22 protein-coding genes, 1 tRNA gene and 2 pseudogenes are annotated in these 19,080 nt (G+C 65.8%); 17 read left to right on the top strand and 8 right to left on the bottom strand.

The window, feature by feature from the left end:
• Positions 1-15 precede the first annotated feature (15 nt).
• From VGN62_RS03940 to VGN62_RS03925, 4 genes are read left to right on the top strand one after another with little or no spacing between them, the layout of a single operon-like run.
• Positions 16-1,266, top strand: a complete 1,251-nt coding sequence (locus tag VGN62_RS03940) for a threonine ammonia-lyase (RefSeq protein ID WP_327451408.1) — start codon at positions 16-18, stop codon at positions 1,264-1,266.
• The gene (locus VGN62_RS03935; protein WP_327451405.1) at positions 1,263-1,664 is read left to right on the top strand and encodes an acyl-CoA thioesterase; all 402 of its coding nucleotides are present in this window, start codon (positions 1,263-1,265) and stop codon (positions 1,662-1,664) included. Before VGN62_RS03940 ends, VGN62_RS03935 begins: the two co-directional genes overlap by 4 nt.
• Positions 1,661-2,158, top strand: coding sequence for a GNAT family N-acetyltransferase (locus VGN62_RS03930; RefSeq protein WP_327451403.1), 498 nt, complete (start codon positions 1,661-1,663; stop codon positions 2,156-2,158). Before VGN62_RS03935 ends, VGN62_RS03930 begins: the two co-directional genes overlap by 4 nt.
• Positions 2,155-2,646 (top strand): GNAT family N-acetyltransferase, encoded by a 492-nt coding sequence (locus VGN62_RS03925; RefSeq protein WP_327451401.1) that lies wholly within the window; start codon positions 2,155-2,157, stop codon positions 2,644-2,646. The genes VGN62_RS03930 and VGN62_RS03925 overlap by 4 nt, the downstream gene beginning before the upstream one ends.
• Here the strand turns inward: VGN62_RS03925 and VGN62_RS03920 are convergent, their stop codons facing one another.
• Together VGN62_RS03920 and VGN62_RS03915 are read right to left on the bottom strand one after the other, a co-directional pair.
• The gene (locus VGN62_RS03920) at positions 2,647-3,123 is read right to left on the bottom strand and encodes a MarR family winged helix-turn-helix transcriptional regulator (protein WP_327451399.1); all 477 of its coding nucleotides are present in this window, start codon (positions 3,121-3,123) and stop codon (positions 2,647-2,649) included.
• On the bottom strand, positions 3,107-4,426 hold the full coding sequence (locus tag VGN62_RS03915; RefSeq protein ID WP_327451397.1) for a S41 family peptidase: 1,320 nt from the start codon (positions 4,424-4,426) through the stop codon (positions 3,107-3,109). Before VGN62_RS03915 ends, VGN62_RS03920 begins: the two co-directional genes overlap by 17 nt.
• A gap of 169 nt (positions 4,427-4,595) precedes the next feature.
• Here VGN62_RS03915 and VGN62_RS03910 point away from each other — a divergent pair, with 169 nt between their 5' ends.
• Complete coding sequence (locus VGN62_RS03910) at positions 4,596-5,024, top strand: VOC family protein (protein ID WP_327451395.1); 429 nt, start codon at positions 4,596-4,598, stop codon at positions 5,022-5,024.
• 18 nt (positions 5,025-5,042) lie between these two features.
• Here the strand turns inward: VGN62_RS03910 and aroB are convergent, their stop codons facing one another.
• The gene (gene aroB / locus VGN62_RS03905; protein WP_327451393.1) at positions 5,043-6,137 is read right to left on the bottom strand and encodes a 3-dehydroquinate synthase; all 1,095 of its coding nucleotides are present in this window, start codon (positions 6,135-6,137) and stop codon (positions 5,043-5,045) included.
• Positions 6,125-6,688 carry a shikimate kinase gene (locus tag VGN62_RS03900; RefSeq protein ID WP_327451660.1) on the bottom strand — a complete coding sequence of 188 codons (564 nt, stop codon included), beginning with the start codon at positions 6,686-6,688 and terminating at the stop codon, positions 6,125-6,127. Before VGN62_RS03900 ends, aroB begins: the two co-directional genes overlap by 13 nt.
• Before the next feature lie 197 nt (positions 6,689-6,885).
• Between VGN62_RS03900 and VGN62_RS03895 the strand changes: the two genes are divergently transcribed.
• From VGN62_RS03895 to VGN62_RS03880, 4 genes are all read left to right on the top strand, one after another.
• Positions 6,886-8,694 carry a hypothetical protein gene (locus VGN62_RS03895; RefSeq protein ID WP_327451391.1) on the top strand — a complete coding sequence of 603 codons (1,809 nt, stop codon included), beginning with the start codon at positions 6,886-6,888 and terminating at the stop codon, positions 8,692-8,694.
• A 23-nt stretch (positions 8,695-8,717) separates the two neighbouring features.
• The gene (locus VGN62_RS03890) at positions 8,718-9,629 is read left to right on the top strand and encodes a tyrosine recombinase (protein ID WP_327451389.1); all 912 of its coding nucleotides are present in this window, start codon (positions 8,718-8,720) and stop codon (positions 9,627-9,629) included.
• 11 nt (positions 9,630-9,640) lie between these two features.
• The gene (locus VGN62_RS03885) at positions 9,641-10,588 is read left to right on the top strand and encodes an acetyl-CoA carboxylase carboxyltransferase subunit alpha (RefSeq protein ID WP_327451387.1); all 948 of its coding nucleotides are present in this window, start codon (positions 9,641-9,643) and stop codon (positions 10,586-10,588) included.
• 134 nt (positions 10,589-10,722) lie between these two features.
• Positions 10,723-12,222: a M48 family metalloprotease gene (locus tag VGN62_RS03880; protein WP_414713244.1), complete on the top strand. Its 1,500-nt coding sequence runs from the start codon at positions 10,723-10,725 to the stop codon at positions 12,220-12,222.
• Positions 12,223-12,305: 83 nt separating this feature from the next.
• Here VGN62_RS03880 and VGN62_RS03875 read toward each other — a convergent pair whose 3' ends face one another.
• The gene (locus VGN62_RS03875) at positions 12,306-12,470 is read right to left on the bottom strand and encodes a Flp family type IVb pilin (RefSeq protein ID WP_327451385.1); all 165 of its coding nucleotides are present in this window, start codon (positions 12,468-12,470) and stop codon (positions 12,306-12,308) included.
• Positions 12,471-12,547: 77 nt separating this feature from the next.
• Here VGN62_RS03875 and VGN62_RS21350 point away from each other — a divergent pair, with 77 nt between their 5' ends.
• Both VGN62_RS21350 and VGN62_RS03865 read left to right on the top strand, forming a co-directional pair.
• Positions 12,548-12,778, top strand: a complete 231-nt coding sequence (locus VGN62_RS21350) for a hypothetical protein (RefSeq protein WP_414713243.1) — start codon at positions 12,548-12,550, stop codon at positions 12,776-12,778.
• A 77-nt stretch (positions 12,779-12,855) separates the two neighbouring features.
• Positions 12,856-13,284, top strand: a complete 429-nt coding sequence (locus VGN62_RS03865; protein WP_327451381.1) for a (deoxy)nucleoside triphosphate pyrophosphohydrolase — start codon at positions 12,856-12,858, stop codon at positions 13,282-13,284.
• Here the strand turns inward: VGN62_RS03865 and VGN62_RS03860 are convergent.
• The gene (locus VGN62_RS03860) at positions 13,281-14,132 is read right to left on the bottom strand and encodes a methyltransferase type 12 (protein ID WP_327451379.1); all 852 of its coding nucleotides are present in this window, start codon (positions 14,130-14,132) and stop codon (positions 13,281-13,283) included. The genes VGN62_RS03865 and VGN62_RS03860 overlap by 4 nt on opposite strands.
• A gap of 24 nt (positions 14,133-14,156) precedes the next feature.
• Here VGN62_RS03860 and VGN62_RS03855 point away from each other — a divergent pair, with 24 nt between their 5' ends.
• The 5 genes from VGN62_RS03855 (at position 14,157) to VGN62_RS03835 (ending at position 16,274) form a co-directional block, all read left to right on the top strand.
• The gene (locus tag VGN62_RS03855) at positions 14,157-15,038 is read left to right on the top strand and encodes a ComF family protein (RefSeq protein ID WP_327451377.1); all 882 of its coding nucleotides are present in this window, start codon (positions 14,157-14,159) and stop codon (positions 15,036-15,038) included.
• A 4-nt stretch (positions 15,039-15,042) separates the two neighbouring features.
• Positions 15,043-15,303 (top strand): glutaredoxin 3, encoded by a 261-nt coding sequence (gene grxC, locus VGN62_RS03850; RefSeq protein ID WP_327451375.1) that lies wholly within the window; start codon positions 15,043-15,045, stop codon positions 15,301-15,303.
• Positions 15,304-15,305: 2 nt separating this feature from the next.
• Positions 15,306-15,773 (top strand): DUF1178 family protein, encoded by a 468-nt coding sequence (locus VGN62_RS03845; RefSeq protein ID WP_327451373.1) that lies wholly within the window; start codon positions 15,306-15,308, stop codon positions 15,771-15,773.
• A gap of 49 nt (positions 15,774-15,822) precedes the next feature.
• A tRNA-Arg gene (locus VGN62_RS03840) sits at positions 15,823-15,899 on the top strand.
• Positions 15,900-15,989: 90 nt separating this feature from the next.
• Positions 15,990-16,274: a hypothetical protein gene (locus tag VGN62_RS03835; protein ID WP_327451371.1), complete on the top strand. Its 285-nt coding sequence runs from the start codon at positions 15,990-15,992 to the stop codon at positions 16,272-16,274.
• A 183-nt stretch (positions 16,275-16,457) separates the two neighbouring features.
• On the opposite strand, the pseudogene VGN62_RS21345 reads toward VGN62_RS03835, so the two are convergent.
• Positions 16,458-17,501 (bottom strand): annotated as a pseudogene (locus VGN62_RS21345) (recombinase family protein); the annotation flags it as partial.
• Between the two features lie 259 nt (positions 17,502-17,760).
• Positions 17,761-18,921, bottom strand: a complete 1,161-nt coding sequence (locus tag VGN62_RS03820) for a hypothetical protein (RefSeq protein WP_327451367.1) — start codon at positions 18,919-18,921, stop codon at positions 17,761-17,763.
• A 15-nt stretch (positions 18,922-18,936) separates the two neighbouring features.
• Between VGN62_RS03820 and VGN62_RS03815 the strand changes: the two are divergent.
• A pseudogene (locus VGN62_RS03815) lies at positions 18,937-19,080 on the top strand (ATP-binding protein); the annotation flags it as partial.

The raw sequence follows: 19,080 nt of genomic DNA, 5'->3' as shown, positions 1-19,080 counted from the left end.
AGGGCGCCAGACATCATGACAGAGCAACTCACCCTGACCTCCGCTGCCGATCTTCCGGCGATCAGATTGGACGATGTGCGCGCGGCGGCCGGGCGAATTAACGGCGCGGTCGTGCGGACGCCGACCTTGCACTCGCAGACGCTCTCCGAGCTGGTCGGCGCCGAGGTGTGGCTGAAGTTCGAGAATCTGCAATTTACCGCCGCGTACAAGGAGCGCGGCGCGCTCAACGCACTGCTGCTGCTCAGCGACGAGGCGAAGGCGCGCGGGGCGATCGCGGCGTCGGCGGGCAATCATGCGCAGGGCCTCGCCTATCATGGCAAGCGCCTCGGCGTTCCGGTCACGATCGTGATGCCGAGCACGACGCCGCAGGTGAAGGTATCGCAGACCGCGAGCCACGGCGCGACGATCGTGCTGCACGGCGAGACCTTCGACGATGCCTATGCGCACGCACGCGTGCTCGAAAAGGAACGCGGGCTGACCTTCGTCCATCCCTTCGACCATCCGCATGTCGCGGCGGGGCAGGGGACGGTCGCGCTCGAAATGCTCGAGGATGTACCCGAACTCGATACGCTGATCGTGCCGATCGGCGGCGGCGGGCTGCTCGCGGGCATGGGCACCGCGGCGCGCGGGATCAAGAACGACATGCGGCTGATCGGCGTGCAGGCCGAGCTGTATCCGTCGATGTACGCCGAGCTCAACGGCGTCGACATGGCGTGCGAAGGCGACACGCTGGCCGAGGGTATCGCGGTGAAGGAGCCGGGGGCCTATACGCGCAAGCTCGTCTCCGAACTCAACGACGATATCGTGCTGGTGGCCGAGCGTCATCTGGAACGCGCGGTCAGCCTGCTGCTCCAGATCGAAAAGACCGTGGTCGAGGGCGCGGGCGCTGCGGGACTCGCGGCGATGCTCGCGCATCCCGAGGAGTTTGCCGGGCGCAAGGTCGGGCTGGTGCTCACCGGCGGCAATATCGATACGCGCCTGCTCGCCAACGTACTGCTGCGTGATCTTGCGCGTTCGGGGCGTATCGCGCGGCTGCGCATTCGCCTGCAGGACCGCCCCGGTGCGCTGTTCAAGGTGATGAAGCTGTTCGACGAGAAGCAGGTCAATATCATCGAAATCTATCACCAGCGCATCTTCACAACGCTGCCCGCCAAGGGGCTGATCACCGACATCGAGTGCGAAGCACGCGACCGCGAGCATCTCGACAGCCTCGTCGCCTCGCTGCGCGATGCGGGTTATATGGTGACCACCGTCGAGCTGGCATGAGGGAGTTCACGCTCGAACTCACCGCGACGCCCGGGAGCATCGACGAGCTCGGTCACGTGAACAATGCCGTCTGGGTCCAGTGGATCCAGCAGGTTGCGACCGGGCATTGGGATGCCGCGGCGCCGCAGGCGCACAAGGACGCCTATATCTGGGTCGTGGTGCGGCACGAGATCGATTACCTCCGCGCGCTCGGCCCCGGCGAGACGGTGACCGCGCGGACGTGGGTCGCCGACAAGCCGCAGGGTGCGAAGTTCGACCGCTTCATGGAGTTCACCGGCGCGGACGGCAAAGTGCATGTCCGCGCGCGGACGGTGTGGGCGCTGCTCGACAAGGCGAGCGGGCGGCCGCTGCGCGTGACGGCCGAGGTGGTCGCGCCGTTCGCCGGCGATGCGCCATGAGCGGCGCGGCGGGGTGGCGGCCGATGGACGCCGCCGACCTGCCGATGGTCGTTCGCATTTCGGACGTGGTGCACGGCGATTTTACCGAGCCGCTGGAAACCTTCGCCGATCGCCTCGCGCATTATCCGGCCGGCTGTGCGATCCTCGAACGCGATGGCGAGGCTTTGGGCTATCTGATCAGCCATCCCTGGCCGCGCGACGCCGATCCGCCGAAACTCGGCGCTTTGCTGGGGCCGATTCGGGCGTCGGACAGCTATTATCTCCACGACATCGCGCTGCTCCCCGCGGCGCGCAGAACCGGCGCTGGGGCGACGGCCACCGCCTTCGTCATGCGACAGGCCGGCGCCGAAGGCTGCCGCGACGTGCGGCTGGTCGCGATTCAGGGCGCCGACAGCTATTGGCACGCGCAGGGGTTCGCCTATGTCGGGTCCGCGATCGAAGGCCCCTATGGACCGGGGTCGCACCTGATGCAGCGCGCGATCGACGCGATATGACCGCGCTGTTGATCCGTCCGGCAAGTCCCGACGACGCCGCCGCGATCTGGGCGATCCTCGAACCGGTGATCCGTGCCGGCGAAACCTACACGCTCGATCGCGACATGACCGAGGCCGAGGCGCTCGCTTACTGGTTCGGCGCGGACAAGGAGACATTCGTGGCCGAGGAGGGCGGCGTCGTCCTCGGCACCTATTATCTGCGCGCCAATCAGGCGGGCGGCGGCCGCCACGTCTGCAACGCCGGCTATATGACCGGCGCCGCAGCGACCGGACGCGGCGTCGCGCGGGCGATGTGCCTCCATTCGCTCGACCATGCGAAGGCGCAGGGATTTCGCGCCCTGCAGTTCAATTTTGTCGTCAGCAGCAACGTCCGCGCGGTCGGGCTGTGGCAGTCGCTGGGGTTCGAGGTCGTCGGCCGCTTGCCGGGCGCGTTCGACCATCCGGCGGAGGGATTTGTCGACGCGCTGGTGATGGTCCGGACGCTCTGACTATTCCTTGATCCGTTCGGCCAGCGGCTTGTCGGCGAGCGCGTTCAGCGCTTTCAGTATCGCGCCATGAACGTCGCCGACCTCCTCGAAGAGTGTGCGATAAACGTCGCTTATCTTCGCGCTATAGTCGTCGATGCGGCGAAGCTGGTCGCGGCCGGCGTCGGTCAGCCGTAAAATCTTGCGCCGCGCGTCGGCGGGGTCGGGGTGCTGCGTGATGACGCCGAGGCGAAGCAGCGCCGGGCATTTCTGAACCACCAGCTGATGCGACTGGCCGAGCGCGCGCGCGAGCTCGGCGGCCGACGCTTCGCCCGCCGCGTCCAACGCGGTGAGCAGCGAGCAGGAGCGGACGGGGACGGTGATGCCGGCGTCGTCGAACAGCGGCCGCGTCTGTTCCTCGATCCGCTGGCTCAGTGCTTCGCTGAGGCGGCCGAGGAACGAGATGTCGTCGAGGTCGGTGAAATCAGTCGAGGCGGGCATAGGTTCGGGTTGTTCCGTCGCGGTCGATACGTTCGAGCGCGACGACCTTGCCGCCTTTGCGGACAATACGGAAGCGGAAGTCGCGCACCCCCTCGATCGCCAGCAGGTCGCCGCCGAGCGGTTCGAGCGCCAGGCGGAGGCGTTCGCGCCACGTATAGAGCAATTTGCCGCCGACGAGGTTGATGCGCCGCCCTTCGTAGCGGCCGGCAAGCGCCTTGAGCGCGGCGGCGGACAGCTGCGGGCGTGCCGCGAGTTCGGGCGCGAGCCAGTCGGCCTCGGCGCGTTTGGCCGGATCGGCCTTGGCGAGGTCGGCGAGCGCGAGGCGATGCGCGACGGCCAGCGCATCGACGGAAGCGACGGGATGGTCGGGCGTGACGCCCTGACCCTCGAAATCGCCGCGGTCGATCGGGTCGCGAATCTGGCCGATCGGTACCTGCAGGAAGAAGTCGGTGCCGACGGGCTTGCGGTCGACCGGATGCGCGCCGCCCGCGGTGCGTTCACCGACCAGCGTCGCGCGGCCCAGTTTCTTCAGCGTGTAGGCAAACCATTCGGCCGCCGAGAAGCTGGTCGACCCGGTGAGGACATAGACGGGTTTTCCGGTCAGGCGTTTTGCGGGCAGCGCGGGGAGCACCCACTGGCCGCGTTCGACGCGGCGGCCGTCGAGATTATAATCATAGTCGAAGAGTTCCTGGTCCTTGTCGCCGCGGAAGAGTTGGCTCGCGAGCAACTGCGCCATCTCGAGGTGCCCGCCATTATTGTAGCGCATGTCATAAATCACCGCGTCGCCATTCTCGATAAAGCGCATCGCCGCTGCGGCCGCGTCATAGGCGAGTTCGGGGTCGGCGAAATGCGTGAGGTCGAGATAGGCGATATTGCCGTCGAGATAGCGGAGGCCGGCAAAGCCGAAATTCTGTCGCGCCTCGCCCTGCCGATCACTTTCGCGCAGCGCGGCGACACGCGCGGGGTCCTGTCGCGCGGCATAGTCGGCGACCCACGCCGGATCGACTCCGACGGCGAAATGCAGGTCGTTGCTCGCCTCGACCAGATCGTCGGTCAGCTCGCTTGCGAGTTTGTGCCGGTCGGTGGCGGCATCATAATCGCCGGCATCGAGGTGGCGGCGCAGCGTTGCTGCGATGGTCTTTGCCTTGTCGGGAAAGACGTAGTTCGCTTCCAGCGTCTGGCCGAGCTGCTCGACCACGGCGCGTTTTTCGGCGGCGGTGAACGGGACTTCGTCCGTCGCCGCTACAGATGCCAACCACGCGGTCGTGGCGGTCAGAAGGGCGGTCCAGCGCTTGTTGTTCATCGATTTTCCTGCCTGTAATGCGAATCGTACAATATATTGCGCAATATGTTGTATTTATCGATGATGCAAGCGATTGCGCCGGATCGGGGGAACGCGAATGGCGGAACCATCTCTGCGCCGTACGGGTTTTCGGGGGCGGCAGGCGGGGCGTGAGAGAGGAGTGAAGCGCATGGAAACGCAATTGCTGCACCGCGGCCGCCTGATCGACCATATCCAGCTCGTCGTCGCCGACCTGAAGGCGAGCCGCGCATTCTACGGCGCGATCTTCGAAGTGCTCGATGTACCGATCGGCGGGGAGGAAGCGGATTATTTCTGGGCGGACGAATTGTTCGTGTCGACCGCCGACAGCGCGGCGGCGCTCGGCAAGCTCACCGGCCGGCATCACTTGGCCTTCCAGGCGGCGGACCGCGCGATGGTCGAGGCCTTTTACAAGGCGGGCCTCGCGGCGGGCGGACGCGACAATGGCGCGCCCGGCGAGCGCCCCTATCATCCGGGCTATTACGCCGCCTTCCTGCTCGATCCTGACGGCAACAATATCGAGGCGGTCTATCATGGCGCGCATGAACGCAGCGCGCCGTCGGTGGAGATCCGCTTTTAGGGGCGCGGGCGCCGCGGGTCAGCTGTCGAGAAAAGCGGCGACCGCGTCGAGGCCATAGGCTTCGGTGACGAAGCTTTGCCCGATACCGCGCGTCAGGATCAGCGGCAGCTTGCCGCCGCGTACCTTCTTGTCGTGCGCCATATGGCCGGCCAGCGTCGTACCGTCGCTGTTGACGCCCGCACTGGCGAGGCTGTGCGGCAGGTCGACGCTCGCGAGATGATCGCGCACGCGCGCGGCGTCGGCGGCGGGACACAGCCCGTTCGCCGCCGAAAATTGATGCGCGAGCACCATGCCCGCGGCGACCGCTTCGCCGTGGAGCAGGCGGTCCGAATAGCCGGTCTCGGCCTCTAGCGCATGGCCGAAGCTGTGGCCGAGGTTGAGCAGCGCGCGGATATCCTGCGTCTCGCGTTCGTCGGCGGCGACGATGCGCGCCTTCGCGGCGACGCTGTGCGCGATCGCGCGATGCCGAGCTTCGCTGTCGCCGGCGAGCAGCGCCGCGCCATTCGCCTCGCACCAGCTGAAAAAGCCGGCGTCGTCGATCAGGCCATATTTGACGACCTCGGCATAGCCCGCGCCGAGTTCGCGGCGCGGCAGCGTTTCGAGCGTCGTCGGGTCGATTACGACGAGCGCGGGTTGGTGGAAGGCGCCGATCAGATTCTTGCCCGCGGGCACGTTGATCGCGGTCTTGCCGCCGACGCTGCTGTCGACTTGTGCGAGGAGGGTCGTCGGCACCTGGATGAAGTGGCAGCCGCGCTTGACGATGCTGCAAGCGAAACCGACGAGGTCGCCGATCACCCCGCCGCCGAGTGCGATGACATGGTCGCCGCGCTCGACGCCTTCGCCGATCAGCCACTCGGTCAGGCGCGCGAGGCCAGCCCAGCTCTTCGTGCCTTCGCCGGGTTCGAGCACGAAGGAAGAGAAGGAGATATTCTCCATCGCGAGCGAGGTGCCGAGCGGGATCAGATAATGGTCGGCGACATGGGTGTCGGTGACGATCATCGTGCGCGGACGCTTCAGCAACGGTGCGACATGCTCGCCGATGTCGCGGATCAGCCCGTCGCCGATCAATATCGGATAGCTGCGGCTGCCGAGGTCAACGGTCAGCTTTTCCATGTTGCTAATGCCTCCAGGATCGCGCGCACCGTGTGGTCGTGCGGCGTGCTTGCCGAACTGACGCGCAGATGCGCTTCGGCATAGATGGGATTGCGGACCGCCGCCAGTTCGCGAAGCACTTCGCCGGGGTCGCGGTTCTTGAGCAGCGGGCGGTGGCTGCGGCGGCCGACGCGCTCGACCAGCGTCGGAATATCGGCGTCGAGCCAGATGCAGAGGCTGTCCTGCAGGATCAGCGCGCGCGTCTCTTCATTGACGAAGGCGCCGCCGCCGGTCGCGAGCACCATCGGCCTGCCCGCGAGAAGGCGGGAGATCACCCGGCGTTCGCCATCGCGGAAATGCGCTTCGCCGAAGCGCGCGAAAATGTCGGAGATCGTCATGCCGGCGGCGCGTTCGATTTCGTCGTCGGCGTCGGCGAACCGCATCCCCAGCCGCTGTGCAAGGCGGCGGCCGATCGTCGATTTTCCCGAGCCCATCAACCCGACGAGCACGATCGACCGGTCGCGGATCGACGCGGGGATGGCCGGAAGGGGGCTTTTCGGGTTTCGCGACATGGTGCGCGCGGCTATACCGACCATCCCGCGCGGGACAATGGTTTTGCGCGATACGGGACGAACGGTGGGCATGGGATATTGCGCGCGCGGAATAGTTCGGGAAAAGGCCGTCGGATCATGCGATGGCCGATCGGACCCGAGATGATTGAGGTGGACGTGACCGACAGGATGGCCGAAAGCGCGACGCAATGAGGAAAATGACGTTATCGCTCGTGCTGGGCCTGTCGGGAACGGCGATGGCCGCCGCGCTGGTGTTGCCCGCGCTCGCGCAGGAATCGCTGCTGCCCGAAGGATTCGGCAATCCCGCCGAGACGCCTGCCCCGAAGTCCTCGCCGGCGCCTTCGCCGACCCCGCCGCCCGCACCGGGTTCCGCGCCGAAAAACGGCGCGGCCCCGCCGCCCGTCGCCCCGACGCTTGGCACCACGACGACCGCGGCTGCGGCCGAAGAGGGCGAAGAGGCCGAGGAAGGCGAAGAGATCGCATCGGGCGGGCTCAAATATGACCTGCCGCCCGGCGCGCGCCGCCTGCTCACCCGCATCGGGCCGCTGACGCCCGAAACCGGCGGGCTCGCGCCCGACGCCTTTGGCGTGCGCGGCCAATATGCCGCCGCGATCATGCGCAAGACAAACGGCCAGCTCGCATCGCGCTGGGGCCAGATATTGCTCCGCCGCGCGCTCGCGTCGGCGATCGATACGCCGGACACGATCAACGGCGCCGACCTCGCCGCCGACCGCGCGTCGCTGCTGCTGCGCATGGGCGAATCGACGACCGCGCGCCGGATCGTCCAGTCGGTCGATTACGACCGCGCGAGCCCGCGCCTCGTGAATGCGGCGCAGCAGGTCTATCTGGCCAACGCCGATCCGGCGGGCATGTGCCCCTATGTTCCCGCCGGCCTTGCGCACGGCGACGAACAGAGCTGGCGCCTGTCGGCGGCGATCTGTTCGGGCCTGTCGGGTGAAGCGGGGCCTGCGGGCTGGGCGATCGGCCGCGTTCGCTCGAGCGGAAAAATCTCGAATTTCGACATCTTGCTGGCCGAACGCGTGCTCGGTGCGACGGGAGCGGGTCGCCGTTCGACGACGGTCGAGTGGACGAATATCGGCCGGCTGACGAGCTGGCGCTTCGGCATGGCGACCGCGACCGCGATCCCGGTACCCGAGGCACTGCGGACGTCGGCTCCCTTCTATATGAAGGGCTGGACCGTGCTCGCGCCGATGACCGACATGGCGAACCGCGTCGCCGCCGCGCCCGAGGCCGCGGCGCGCGGCGTGCTGTCGAGCGAGGCCTATGTCTCGCTGCTGAGCGCCGCGGCGAGCGAGGAAGAGCCCGCCGAAGCGCTGGCGGCGCAGACCGAACAGCTTCGCGGCGCGTTCCGCCTCGCGACCGGCGCCAATCGCTATGCCGCGATGGAGCGGCTGTGGGGGGCAGGGGGTACGCCGACGCAAAGCTATGCCGCGATGGTCGCAACCGCGCGCGCCGCCGCGGCGCTGCCGCCGAGCACCGAGGTCGGCGACGATCCGTGGCAGCTTTTGGGATCGATGCTGGCGGCGGGTTATGACGAGAATGCGATGGCCTGGGTGCCGACGGTCTCGGTCGGAAGCCGCGCGTGGGGCGTGCTCGCGGTCGGCTCGCCGCGGCCGCTGACGGGCATGAATGCGGGCGCGGTCGGACAGTTCGCGGGCGACGACGACAGCGCCGACGCGCTGCGCTCGAAATTCCTGCTCGCGGGACTTGCCGGCCTCGGCCGCCTCGATGCGGGTGCCGCGTCGTCGGCGGCGAGCGACCTCGAAGTCGACCTCGGCAAGCAGACGCGCTGGTCGCGTGCGATCATGGCGGCGGCCGAGCGGCGCGAGCCGGGCATGGTCGCGTTGCTTGCCGCGGCGGGGATGCAGGGCGAATGGTCGAAGGTGCCGCCCTATCATCTCTATTATATCGTGCGCGCGCTGCGCGAGGTCGGCCTGTCGTCCGAGGCGCGGATGATCGCCGCCGAAGCGCTGGTGCGTGTCTGAGGGTTTGATGTTGCGGTCAGACCATGTCTGACGGAGCCCTGATCGACCGTTTTCTGGAGATGATGGCGGCCGAGCGTGGCGCCTCGCGTAACACGCTCGTCGCCTATCGCCGCGATCTCGAACAGGCGGCCGAGGGGGTGAAAGGCGCGCTCGGCGATGCCGATGCGGCCGCGTTGCGAAAATTGATGGCCGATTACCGGTCGCTCGCCGCCAGCAGTGCGGCGCGTAAATTGTCGGCGCTGCGGCAGTTTTTCGCCTTCTTGCTCGATGAGGGCGAGCGCGCCGACAATCCGGCGCTCGATATCGCGCGGCCTGCGACGCAGCGGCCGCTGCCGCGTATCCTGACCCATGCCGACGTCGAGCGATTGTTCGAACGGGCGAGCGAGGAGGCGTCGGGCGAGGTGCCCCCTGCCGCCGCGGTGCGGATGCTGCTGCTGCTCGAATTGCTCTATGGTTCGGGGCTGCGCGCGAGCGAGCTCGTGTCGCTGCCGCGCCGCGCGATCGCGGGGACAAGCGAATATCTGATCGTGCGCGGCAAGGGCGACAAGGAACGGCTGGTGCCGCTGTCGCAGCGCGCGCGCGACGCGTTCGACCGCTGGCTGCCGTTGCTTGCGGACGGATCGCCCTGGCTGTTCCCGTCGGGCAAGGCGCATGTGTCGCGCGTGCGGCTGTTCCAGATGCTGCGCGACCTTGCCGCCCGCGCCGGCGTCGATCCGACCGCGGTCAGCCCGCACGTGCTGCGCCATGCCTTTGCCACCCACCTGCTCGAAGGCGGGGCGGATTTGCGCGCGCTGCAACTGATGCTGGGCCACGCCGACATCGCGACCACCGAAATCTACACGCATGTCGACAGCCGCCGCCTCGTCGAACTCGTCAACCGCCGCCACCCGCTCGCGGCTATGGATGGCGTTGACGGCAAGGCGCCTTCGGCCTAGCGCTCTCCGCCATGACAGCCTTTCTGGACTTCGAAAAACAGGTCGCGGCGCTCGATCGGCAGATTGCCGAACTGCGCGAAATGGGTGACGATCCGTCGCTCAACATCGACAATGATATCGCGCGGCTCGAGGACAAGTCCTCGAAATTGCTGCGTGAAATCTATGGCAAGCTGACGCCATGGCAAAAGACGCAGGTCGCGCGCCATCCCGACCGCCCGCATTTCAAACATTATGTCGCCGGCCTGTTCGACGACTGGATGCCGCTCGCCGGCGACCGCAATTTCGCCGATGATCAGGCGATATTGGGCGGGCTTGCGCGTTTTCGCGGCCGCCGCGTGATGGTGATCGGCCATGAAAAGGGCGACGATATCCCGTCGCGCATGAAGCATAATTTCGGGATGGCGAAGCCCGAAGGTTATCGCAAGGCGATCCGCCTGATGCAGCTTGCCGACCGGTTCGGCTTGCCGGTCGTCACGCTCGTCGACACTTCGGGTGCCTTTCCCGGTATCCAGGCCGAGGAGCGCGGGCAGGCCGAAGCGATCGCGCGCTCGACCGAGCAATGCCTCGCGCTCGGCGTGCCGATGGTTGCCGCAGTCGTCGGCGAAGGCGGTTCGGGGGGCGCGATCGCGCTCGCTGCCGCGAACCGCGTGCTGATGTTCGAACATGCGGTCTATTCGGTGATTTCGCCCGAGGGCTGCGCGTCGATCCTGTGGCGTACGTCGGACAAGGCGGCCGATGCCGCCGCGGCGATGAAGATGTCGGCACAGGACCTGCTCGGCCTCAAGGTCATCGACCGGATCGTCCCCGAACCCGTCGGCGGCGCACACCGCGCGCCCGACGTCGCGATCGCGTCGCTGGGCGATGCGATCGAGCAGGAGCTGGGCGCGCTGTCGGGCTTGCCGCGTGACACATTGCTCGCCGCGCGCGAAGAAAAATTCCTTGCGATGGGACGCGCTTAGGCGCGGTCCGGCCGGAACCCGATTGCGGGTTATGGCGTTCCTTTTTCGAAATCGACAGGCTGCGGTCCATCAGGCGGCTTGTCTTGTCGCGCGAGGGGAATATTCCTGAGCGAAGTATCGAGTGGGAGGCATAGATGAGCTGGAAGACCGGAAAAACCCTGGCGGCAGCCCTGGCGATGGGCGGCATCGCTTTCACCGGCGCCGCCGACGCGCAGCTGAAGGCGATCAAGACCCAGACCAATATCTCGCCCGCCGAACGCAAGCAGGGCAACGAGGCGCACCCGCAGCTCCTCCAGGAATTCGGCGGTGCCTATGCCGGTCCGCAGGCCTCCTATGTGAACCGCATCGGGCAGAATATCGCGGTCCAGTCGGGGCTGTCGCGGAGTCCGAGCGATTTCACCGTGACGCTGCTCAACTCGCCGGTGAACAACGCGTTCGCGATCCCCGGGGGCTATGTCTATGTCACGCGGCAGTTGATGGCGCTGATGAACGACGAGGCCGAACTGGCGGGCGTGCTGGGGCACGAGGTCGGCCATGTCGCCGCGCAGCACAGCAAGAAGCGCCAGTCGGCGGCGACGCGCAACCAGATCCTTGGCGTGCTCGGCGCGGTGCTGGGCGGCGCGATCGGCGACAATGGCGGCCTGCTCGGCGGTCTCGGCGGGCTGCTCCAGAATAATTCGATGCGCGTCGCGCAGCTCGCGACCCTGGGCTTTTCGCGCAGCCAGGAATTGCAGGCCGACCAGCTCGGCGTCCAATATCTGCGAAGCGCGGGCTATGACCCGCTTGCGCTGTCGACGATGCTGACGAGCCTTGCGAACCAGACGACGCTCGACGCGCGCCTTGCGGGCGGCGATGCGCGCTCGCTTCCCGAATGGGCGAGTACCCACCCCGATCCCGCCTCGCGCGTGCGCAATGCGCAGACGCTGGCGAGCCGCGTCGGCGGGAGCGGCGGCAACCGCAATGCCGACGCCTTCCTCGCCTCGATCGACGGCGTGCTCTATGGCGACGATCCGGCGCAGGGCGTCGTCGAGGGGCGCGATTTCCTGCACCCCGACCTCCGGCTGCGCTTCACGGTGCCGAACGGTTACGGGATGCAGAACGGGTCCGACGCGGTGCTGGTCAGCGGCAATGGCGGGCAGGCGCAGTTTTCGACCGGGCCGTATAGCGGCGACATGAACGCCTATATCGCCGCGGCGTTCAAGTCGGTGGCGGGCAACGCGTCGATCAGCCCGGGCGCGATCCAGCGCACGACGGTGAACGGCATTCCGGCGTCCTACTCGACCGCGCGTGTGAACACCCAGTCGGGGCAGGTCGACGTCACGGTCTTTGCCTATGAATTCTCGCGCAGCAGCGCCTTCCATTTCATCACACTCACGCAGGCAGGCGGCGGGAGCGTGTTCAATTCGATGTTCAACAGCGTCCGGCGCCTGAGCACGGCGGAGGCGGCGGCGATCAAGCCGCGGCGGATCGATGTCGTGACCGTCGGCCGCGGCGACACCGTGGCGACGCTGGCGCGGCGGATGGCGTACAGCAACTACCAGGCCGAGCGGTTCCAGGTTCTCAACCGCCTGACCGCGTCGAGCCGGCTGACTCCCGGGCAGAAGGTGAAGATCGTCGTCTATGCCAGCCGGTAAAATGTGACGGGCAAGCAAAAAGGGCGGTGGATCGCTCCACCGCCCTTCCTGTTTCGGTTACGCCCGAAGGCGAAGCCGTGACCTTACTTGTTCAGTTCGGTCGAGACTTCGTTGAACGTGTTGCTGACACCGTTGCCGACGGCGCCCATCGCGGTGATGCCGGCGACGGCGATCAGAGCGGCGATCAGGCCGTATTCGATGGCGGTGGCGGCTTTGGTGTCGCGAGCGAATTTCTTGATGAACTTCATGACTGGTCTCCTGATTTCACTTACCCTGTTGACGGTCTGGTCTGGGTCAACATCCGGGGGTTTAGGATGAATAGGTTTTGAAAATCTTAATGGGCACCGGTGATTGCCGGTCCGGCGGCGGTCCCGAAAAGGGACAGCCGCCGCAGGATTACATGTGTGTTTCGGCGGCTGTTGAGACCTTGTTCCACATGGTGTTCGTGGAATTGGCCACATTGCCCACCGCGACGACGGCGGCCAGAAATACCAAGGCCAGTATCAGCCCGTATTCGACGGCTGTGGCGGCCCTGGTCGACCGCATCAGCCTGTAAAAGCTTCGCATTGTTCCACCCCTGACTAAAGCTATAGTTCCCGAGGGGTCCTCTATTCGCACAGGAAGGTTAACAATTTGTCCGTCTCCAGCCCCGGAAAACTGCCGAAAACGCCGCTTATCGTCGTCGCTGCGGCGCTTGTCGATCGCGACGGGCGGCTGCTTGTCCAGCAGCGTCCCGAGGGCCTGTCGATGGCGGGGTTGTGGGAGTTCCCGGGCGGCAAGCTCGAGCCGGGCGAAACCCCCGAAGCGGCACTGATCCGCGAGCTTGACGAGGAGCTGGCGATCGACGTCGATCATGCCTGCCTCGCGCCCGCCTGTTTTGCCAGCGACACGCTGGGCGACAAACATCTGCTGCTGCTGCTTTACGTCTGCCGCAAATGGCGCGGGACACCGGTCGCGCAGCACGCGAGCGCGCTGCGCTGGGTGCGCCCCGTCGAACTGCACGGACTCGCCATGCCGCCCGCCGACAAGCCGTTGATCGGCCTGATCGAGGCGCTGATCTAGCCCTTCGGCTTCAGCGCGTCGGCGAGCGAGGCGGTTCCGCTGCCGCGCCGCGCCGGTTTGGGCTGGTCGGGATGCGGCGCCCATCCGCTGAAATAGACGATGCGGAAAGCCTCGCCGATGCGACCGTCGGGATCGCCCTGTGCGGCGAAGGAAGCGGCGATTCGTGCTGCCTCCTCACGCGTCAGCGGCGGCGGGGCGGGGGTGAGCCGGCTCGACAGGCCCGCGGCGCGCAGGTCGCGAACGAGCGCGAACCAGTCGCCATAGCGCACGGTCAGCGCCTCTACGTCGACGACGGGCAGGGTAAAGCCGACGCGCTGGAGCAAATTGCCCATCGCCGCGAGATCGATCTGCGGATGCAGCCGCGCGATCGAGCGCACCCCGTCGGCCATCACCGCGCGGCGCAGCCGCGGCAGGCTGCCGTCGCCGACAAAGGCGCCGAGGAGCAGCCCGTCGGGCGCGAGCAATGCGCGAAGGCGGACGAGCGCCCCCGGCACGTCGTTGACGCTGTCGAGCCCGCCGGGCCAGAGGATGAGGTCGAAACTGCCGAAGGGCAGGTCGATCGCGTCGGCTTCGACCGCGATGGCGCCGGTTTCGACCGCGAGGGCGGGCGCCGCTTCGGCGATGGTGAGCGCGGTGCCGATCGAACGCAGATGGACGGCGAGCGCGGCGTCATGCGCGCCGATGAGCAAGGTGCGCGGAAAGTCGCGGGTCACCATTTCGAGTCGGTCGAGCAGCGTTTCGGCGATGATCGGCGCAAGGAAATTGGCCGATGCGGGGAGGCGCGCCATGCGGTCGCGCTGGGCGCGGTGGCGGGCGGAGGAGAAGAGCGGGCGGGGAGGCTGCGACATGCGCCGCTTGTGCCGTCCCCGGCGATGCTTCACAAGTCGCTGATGGCGAGCGCGACGGGGGATGTCGAAGAAGCAGGCGCAGCAACCGGCAAATTGTCCGGCGGACTGCGTGCGGCGGTGCGTGCGATCGTCGATTATGCGCTGCCCCCGCGCTGCCCCGGCTGTGGCATCATCGTTGGCGAAGATCGCCAATTCTGCCTCGGCTGCTGGTCGTCGCTCCATTTTCTCGACGGGTCATGCTGTTCGCGCTGTTCGATCCCATTACCCGCGGCCTTGCCCGGCGGCCCGATCGCCTGCGGGGCGTGTCTGGCCAATCCCCCGCCGTTCGAGGGTGCCCCCGCCGCGGTCGCTTATGGCCGGGTTGCGCGCACCGTTGCGTTGCGGCTCAAATATGGGCGGCGGACCGGGCATGCGCGGCTGATGGCGCGGTTGATGGCACGGCAGCTCGCGGCGCTGGGCGAAACCGGACAGATGCTGCTGGTGCCGGTACCGCTGCACCGCTGGCGGCTCTGGTCGCGCGGGTTCAATCAGGCGGCGCTGGTCGCCGACGAGCTCGCGCGGCTGACCGGCGCGGCGCGCGATCATCATCTGTTGTTGCGGATCAAGGCGACGGCAGCGCTGCGCGGCAAGGCGCGGCGCGAGCGCGAGCGGATCGTCGCCGGCGCCTTCGCGCTGGCCCCCGATGCGAGAGTGCGCACGGCGGGGCGGCACCTCGTGCTGGTCGACGATGTCCATGCCAGCGGCGCGACGCTGCGCGCGGCGGCACGGGCGCTGGGGCGGAGCGGCGCGGCGCGCGTGTCGGCGATCAGCTGGGCGCGCGTGGTCCCGGATGCGCTGATGACCGGCAACATATTTGACTTTGCGACGTTGGATTCCGATATGACGAGTGAAGAGATGACAGGATAGCCGCATGGCCAAGATCGAAGTGTTTACCAAATTCTTCTGCCCCTATTGCACGCGCGCGAAGGCGCTGCTCGATCGCAAGGGCGTCGAGTATCAGGAGATCGACCTGACGACGGATCGCGCCGGGTTCGACGCGATGGTCGCGCGCGCCGGCGGTGCGCGTACCGTCCCGCAGATTTTCATCGACGGCAAGCATGTCGGCGGCAGCGATGACCTCGCGGCGCTCGATGCGCGCGGCGGGCTCGATCCCATGCTGGGGCTTGGCTGACCTTGATCGTTTTCGACCTTTGTTGTGCCGCCGGTGACCACCGTTTCGAAGCCTGGTTTGCGAGCAGCGACAGCTTTGCCGAGCAGCAGGCGCGCGGGCTGATCAACTGTCCCGTGTGCGGTGACGATGCGGTTACGAAAGCGGTGATGGCGCCGCGCGTGGGCGCCAAGTCGAACCAGCAACCCGCCGTTCAGGCGCCGGCGAAACCCGCGGCGGGCGACGAACCGTCGCCCGAACTGGTGCGCCGGGTGCTGGCCGATATTGCCGCCAAACAGGCCGAAATGCTGCCGCAGTCGCGCTGGGTGGGGCGCGATTTTGCCGACGCGGCGCGGGCGATGCACGAAGGACGCGCCGCCGAGGACCTGATCCACGGCCAGGCCTCGCCCGACGAGGCGCAGGCGCTGCGCGACGACGGGATTGCCGCGATGCCGCTGCTCGTGCCGGTCGTTCCGCCCGAAACGGCGAATTGATCCCCGCCGATTGACGTTCGGCCCCCCGCGCCGCTACACGAACCGCGGCGCACCCGTAGCTCAGCAGGATAGAGCATCAGATTCCTAATCTGGGGGCCACTGGTTCGAATCCAGTCGGGTGCACCATTTCCGTTCAGCTTTGGGCACCAAGTGGGGCGGGACGCCCATTGCAGCTCGCGACAGAGCGGCTTTCGATCCGGAGATACGGATTTCCCTATGTCCGACTTCGACACGGTCAACGAGCAGACGGATATAATCCCTTCGCGCTGCCGAAGCTTGGCCGCGCAGCTTATTCCGCATCAAAGAGCCGAATTTCTCGACGATCTCGGGCGTGATGCGACGCTCACCATCATCAATTTGCCGTTCCAAGGCTTTGATGTCTACGGTGATCGCCCGCTTCTGCGCCGCGATGTTGGCAATTTCCGCGGCGATTTGCGGATCGTCGGGGGCGTAAAGGCCGGAGCGAACCAGCTTGATCACGTTGGCGCTTTCGCCATCTAGCAGTGTCAGGCGAGCACGAAGCTGCTTCAGGCCTTCACGGCGACCGACCTGAACTTCTTCGCTGCGATCGATCCAAGCGGATAACAGCGCTTTGAGCCGGTCGGGGCCGAGAACATGTTCAGCAACAGCGTCCACGACCAGATCGTCGAGCGTATCCATTCGAATGCGCCGACCGGGACATTGAGATACACCGCTCGCGGCGCGTCGATGACAAGCATAGTAGCGGTATCGTCCACCCTTGCCAGTCGACGTCGTCATGCCGCCCCCGCAGCCGTCGCCCCCGCACCCGCAGATGACGGAGCCTGTCAGAAGGTTGCCGTTGGTCTTAACCGCAGCAACTCCCATCTTTGGATCGCGCGCAGTCATCTGCGCCTTGGCGGCATAGAACAGCTCTTCGCTGATCAGCGGAGGAACGGGGATTGGCACCCATTCGTTCTCGGGGCGCGCTTCTCCCGTGCGGGAGTCGCGCTGATTGTAGAATGCGACGCCGATGTAGGCGGTGTTGGACAGAATGGCGTGGACGTTGGACACGTTAAACGGCTTGCCCCGAAGACGCTCACCCCATTCATTCAAGAGCTGGGCGAGCTTCGTGATGCCAATCGGTCGGCCCCTGTATCCCTGCAAGTAAGTTACGAAGACAAGGGGAGGGAGATGCTGAGTCTCGGGATCAATCACGAGCTTTCTACGGTCTTTGCCCTTGGCTTGAGGGACAGCGACAGTTTTGTAGCCGATTGGCGGTGTCTGACCGTTCCAAAAGCCATTCACAGCATTAGCCAGCATCGTGCGCTTCACGTGCTTAGAATTTTCTGCGCTATGATATTCGTCGAACAGCGCCAGCATGCCGACCGACAAATCCGCAGCGGGGTCATCGCCGAAGGCCTGGGTGATGGAAATGATCCGCACTTTGTGTCGCCGAAGCTTCTCTTTGTATTGCATGAAGTGAAGCGCGTTACGGAACAGCCGCGATAAGGAGTGAACGAGGATGATATCGACGGGTCTGTCGTCACCCATCGCGAGGGCTATCATCGCCTGAAACTCGGTTCGCCCATCCTTGGTGGCGCTTGCGCCCGCGTCGATGAAGGTTGCGGCTTTGCAGGCACCATGTTCGGCGATCCAGCGTTCGGCCCAATCGATCTGATCTGTGATCGACAGCTCATTGTCCGCCTGCTTGCGCGTGGAAACACGGGCATAGATAGCCACCCGCTTTCCCTGATGATCTTTACTCATGCGGGCTTACTCCAAACAGCTCTGCGATCGCGATGCCGAACCATCGATCAATGAGTTCGGCCTCGGCCGGAATCGACGACCATGAATCATCGAAGTGGTAACTGACAAGAGGAAGGACCGCGTCGTTCGTCTTGATGTGCTGTCGCGTTCTGGGACGCGCTCGGGATGGCTTTGTCTGCATCCCCAGTTTTTGGCCCGGCCCGAAATGAGGACGGCGGAGGGTCACTCGCGCAAGCTGCGCGGCATTAATTGTGTGGGATCAGCGACGCATTTCGTGGTCGATGAACGACAGGGGCCGTGCCAGGAATTCATGCATGGGATCGGTAGGATGAGCCGTGACCATCATGGCGTGATCGCGGCTGCAATAGGCAGCCTCAACGTCCAGTGTCATCGAACAGCTTTTTTGCTTGCTGCCGGGGCTGCGATTCGGGTGCCGCGAGAAATGCGACGTCCATGCACTGCGCTCGCCTCCGAGCCCCCAATGCTCGACAACCGCCTGCAACTGAAGTTTCCGATACTGACCGACGTCATCACCATCGTCCCTACACCATAGATGCGGATGCCCTTGGGCCGAGAACCCGCGCTGTCCGGGGCTTCGGCGCTTGTCGGCCTTTTCCTGTCCAGTTTTGCAAGCGCGCCGCCCGAAGTCCTTGCGCCTCCAAATATCGTCCAACATGTCGTCGTCGAAGACCGTCTTGAGGCCATTTCGATCCTTAAGCCCCGTCAGAAGTTCCTCGGTGATCGGGACCGCTGCTGCAGGTCTGGCGTCAACCAGCCACATCAGGGCCAAAGCTCTAATAAGGTTTGCGAGATCCTTTTTCGAAGTTCTGTAGCTAAAGGACGTATTTCGTGCGCCGGAGAGCGGAAGCGACGCAGCTTCGCAGAAGCGGCTTATTTCGATGAGATTGACGGCCACATTTTGTTGCCGGTCGAGCGACCAGAGCGTCACGGCAGGTCGTTTTTGGGCCCATGCCGCCTCGCTACCATGCTTCTCGATCCATGCCGCTGGATGGGCTCGCAGATTATCTTGTGTCAGTCGGGTCTCGAATTCACTCGTCCCCCGAAATATATCTGGCAGCTCATTTCCACATTCGAGGAGGATTTGAGGCAGGTGCGACGCCGCGGCGAGCGACCAGGCCCCGCCCATGAGGGAATCTCGCTCTGCGAAGACGCGAGTCGGCGGAAGCAGGACCGTTGTCTGTAGAGGCATCATTTCGAGCAATCGGTCAGTCTGAACATCGTTTGCCGTGAAGGCCTCCGAATTTGGTCCAACCGTGATGCTGTCGATGCCCTGATGCATGGTCATAAAAGTGCCGTCGTCGCGATAGGACATCGCACACATCGCTCTGTCGTTCATCGACAGTCGGGCGAGTTCGGCATGAGCCGAGAGTGCGTTGGCTGGCGCCAGAACATGACGCATGTCGCGCTTCCGCCAGAAGTGGTGACACGCCTCGAAGAGGAGACCCGGATCGGCAAAGGCGGGACCCTGGCGGCGCAGCTGTCGCGGCTCGACCTGATCGTGCTCGACGAGCTCGGTTATCTGCCGTTCGCCCGCTCGGGAGGGCAGTTGCTGTTCCAC

The sequence above is a fragment of the Sphingopyxis sp. genome (assembly GCF_035998905.1).
Lineage (GTDB): Bacteria > Pseudomonadota > Alphaproteobacteria > Sphingomonadales > Sphingomonadaceae > Sphingopyxis.
The sequence above is the reverse complement of the archived record's forward strand: the minus strand, read 5'-3'. Positions and strand labels throughout refer to the sequence as shown.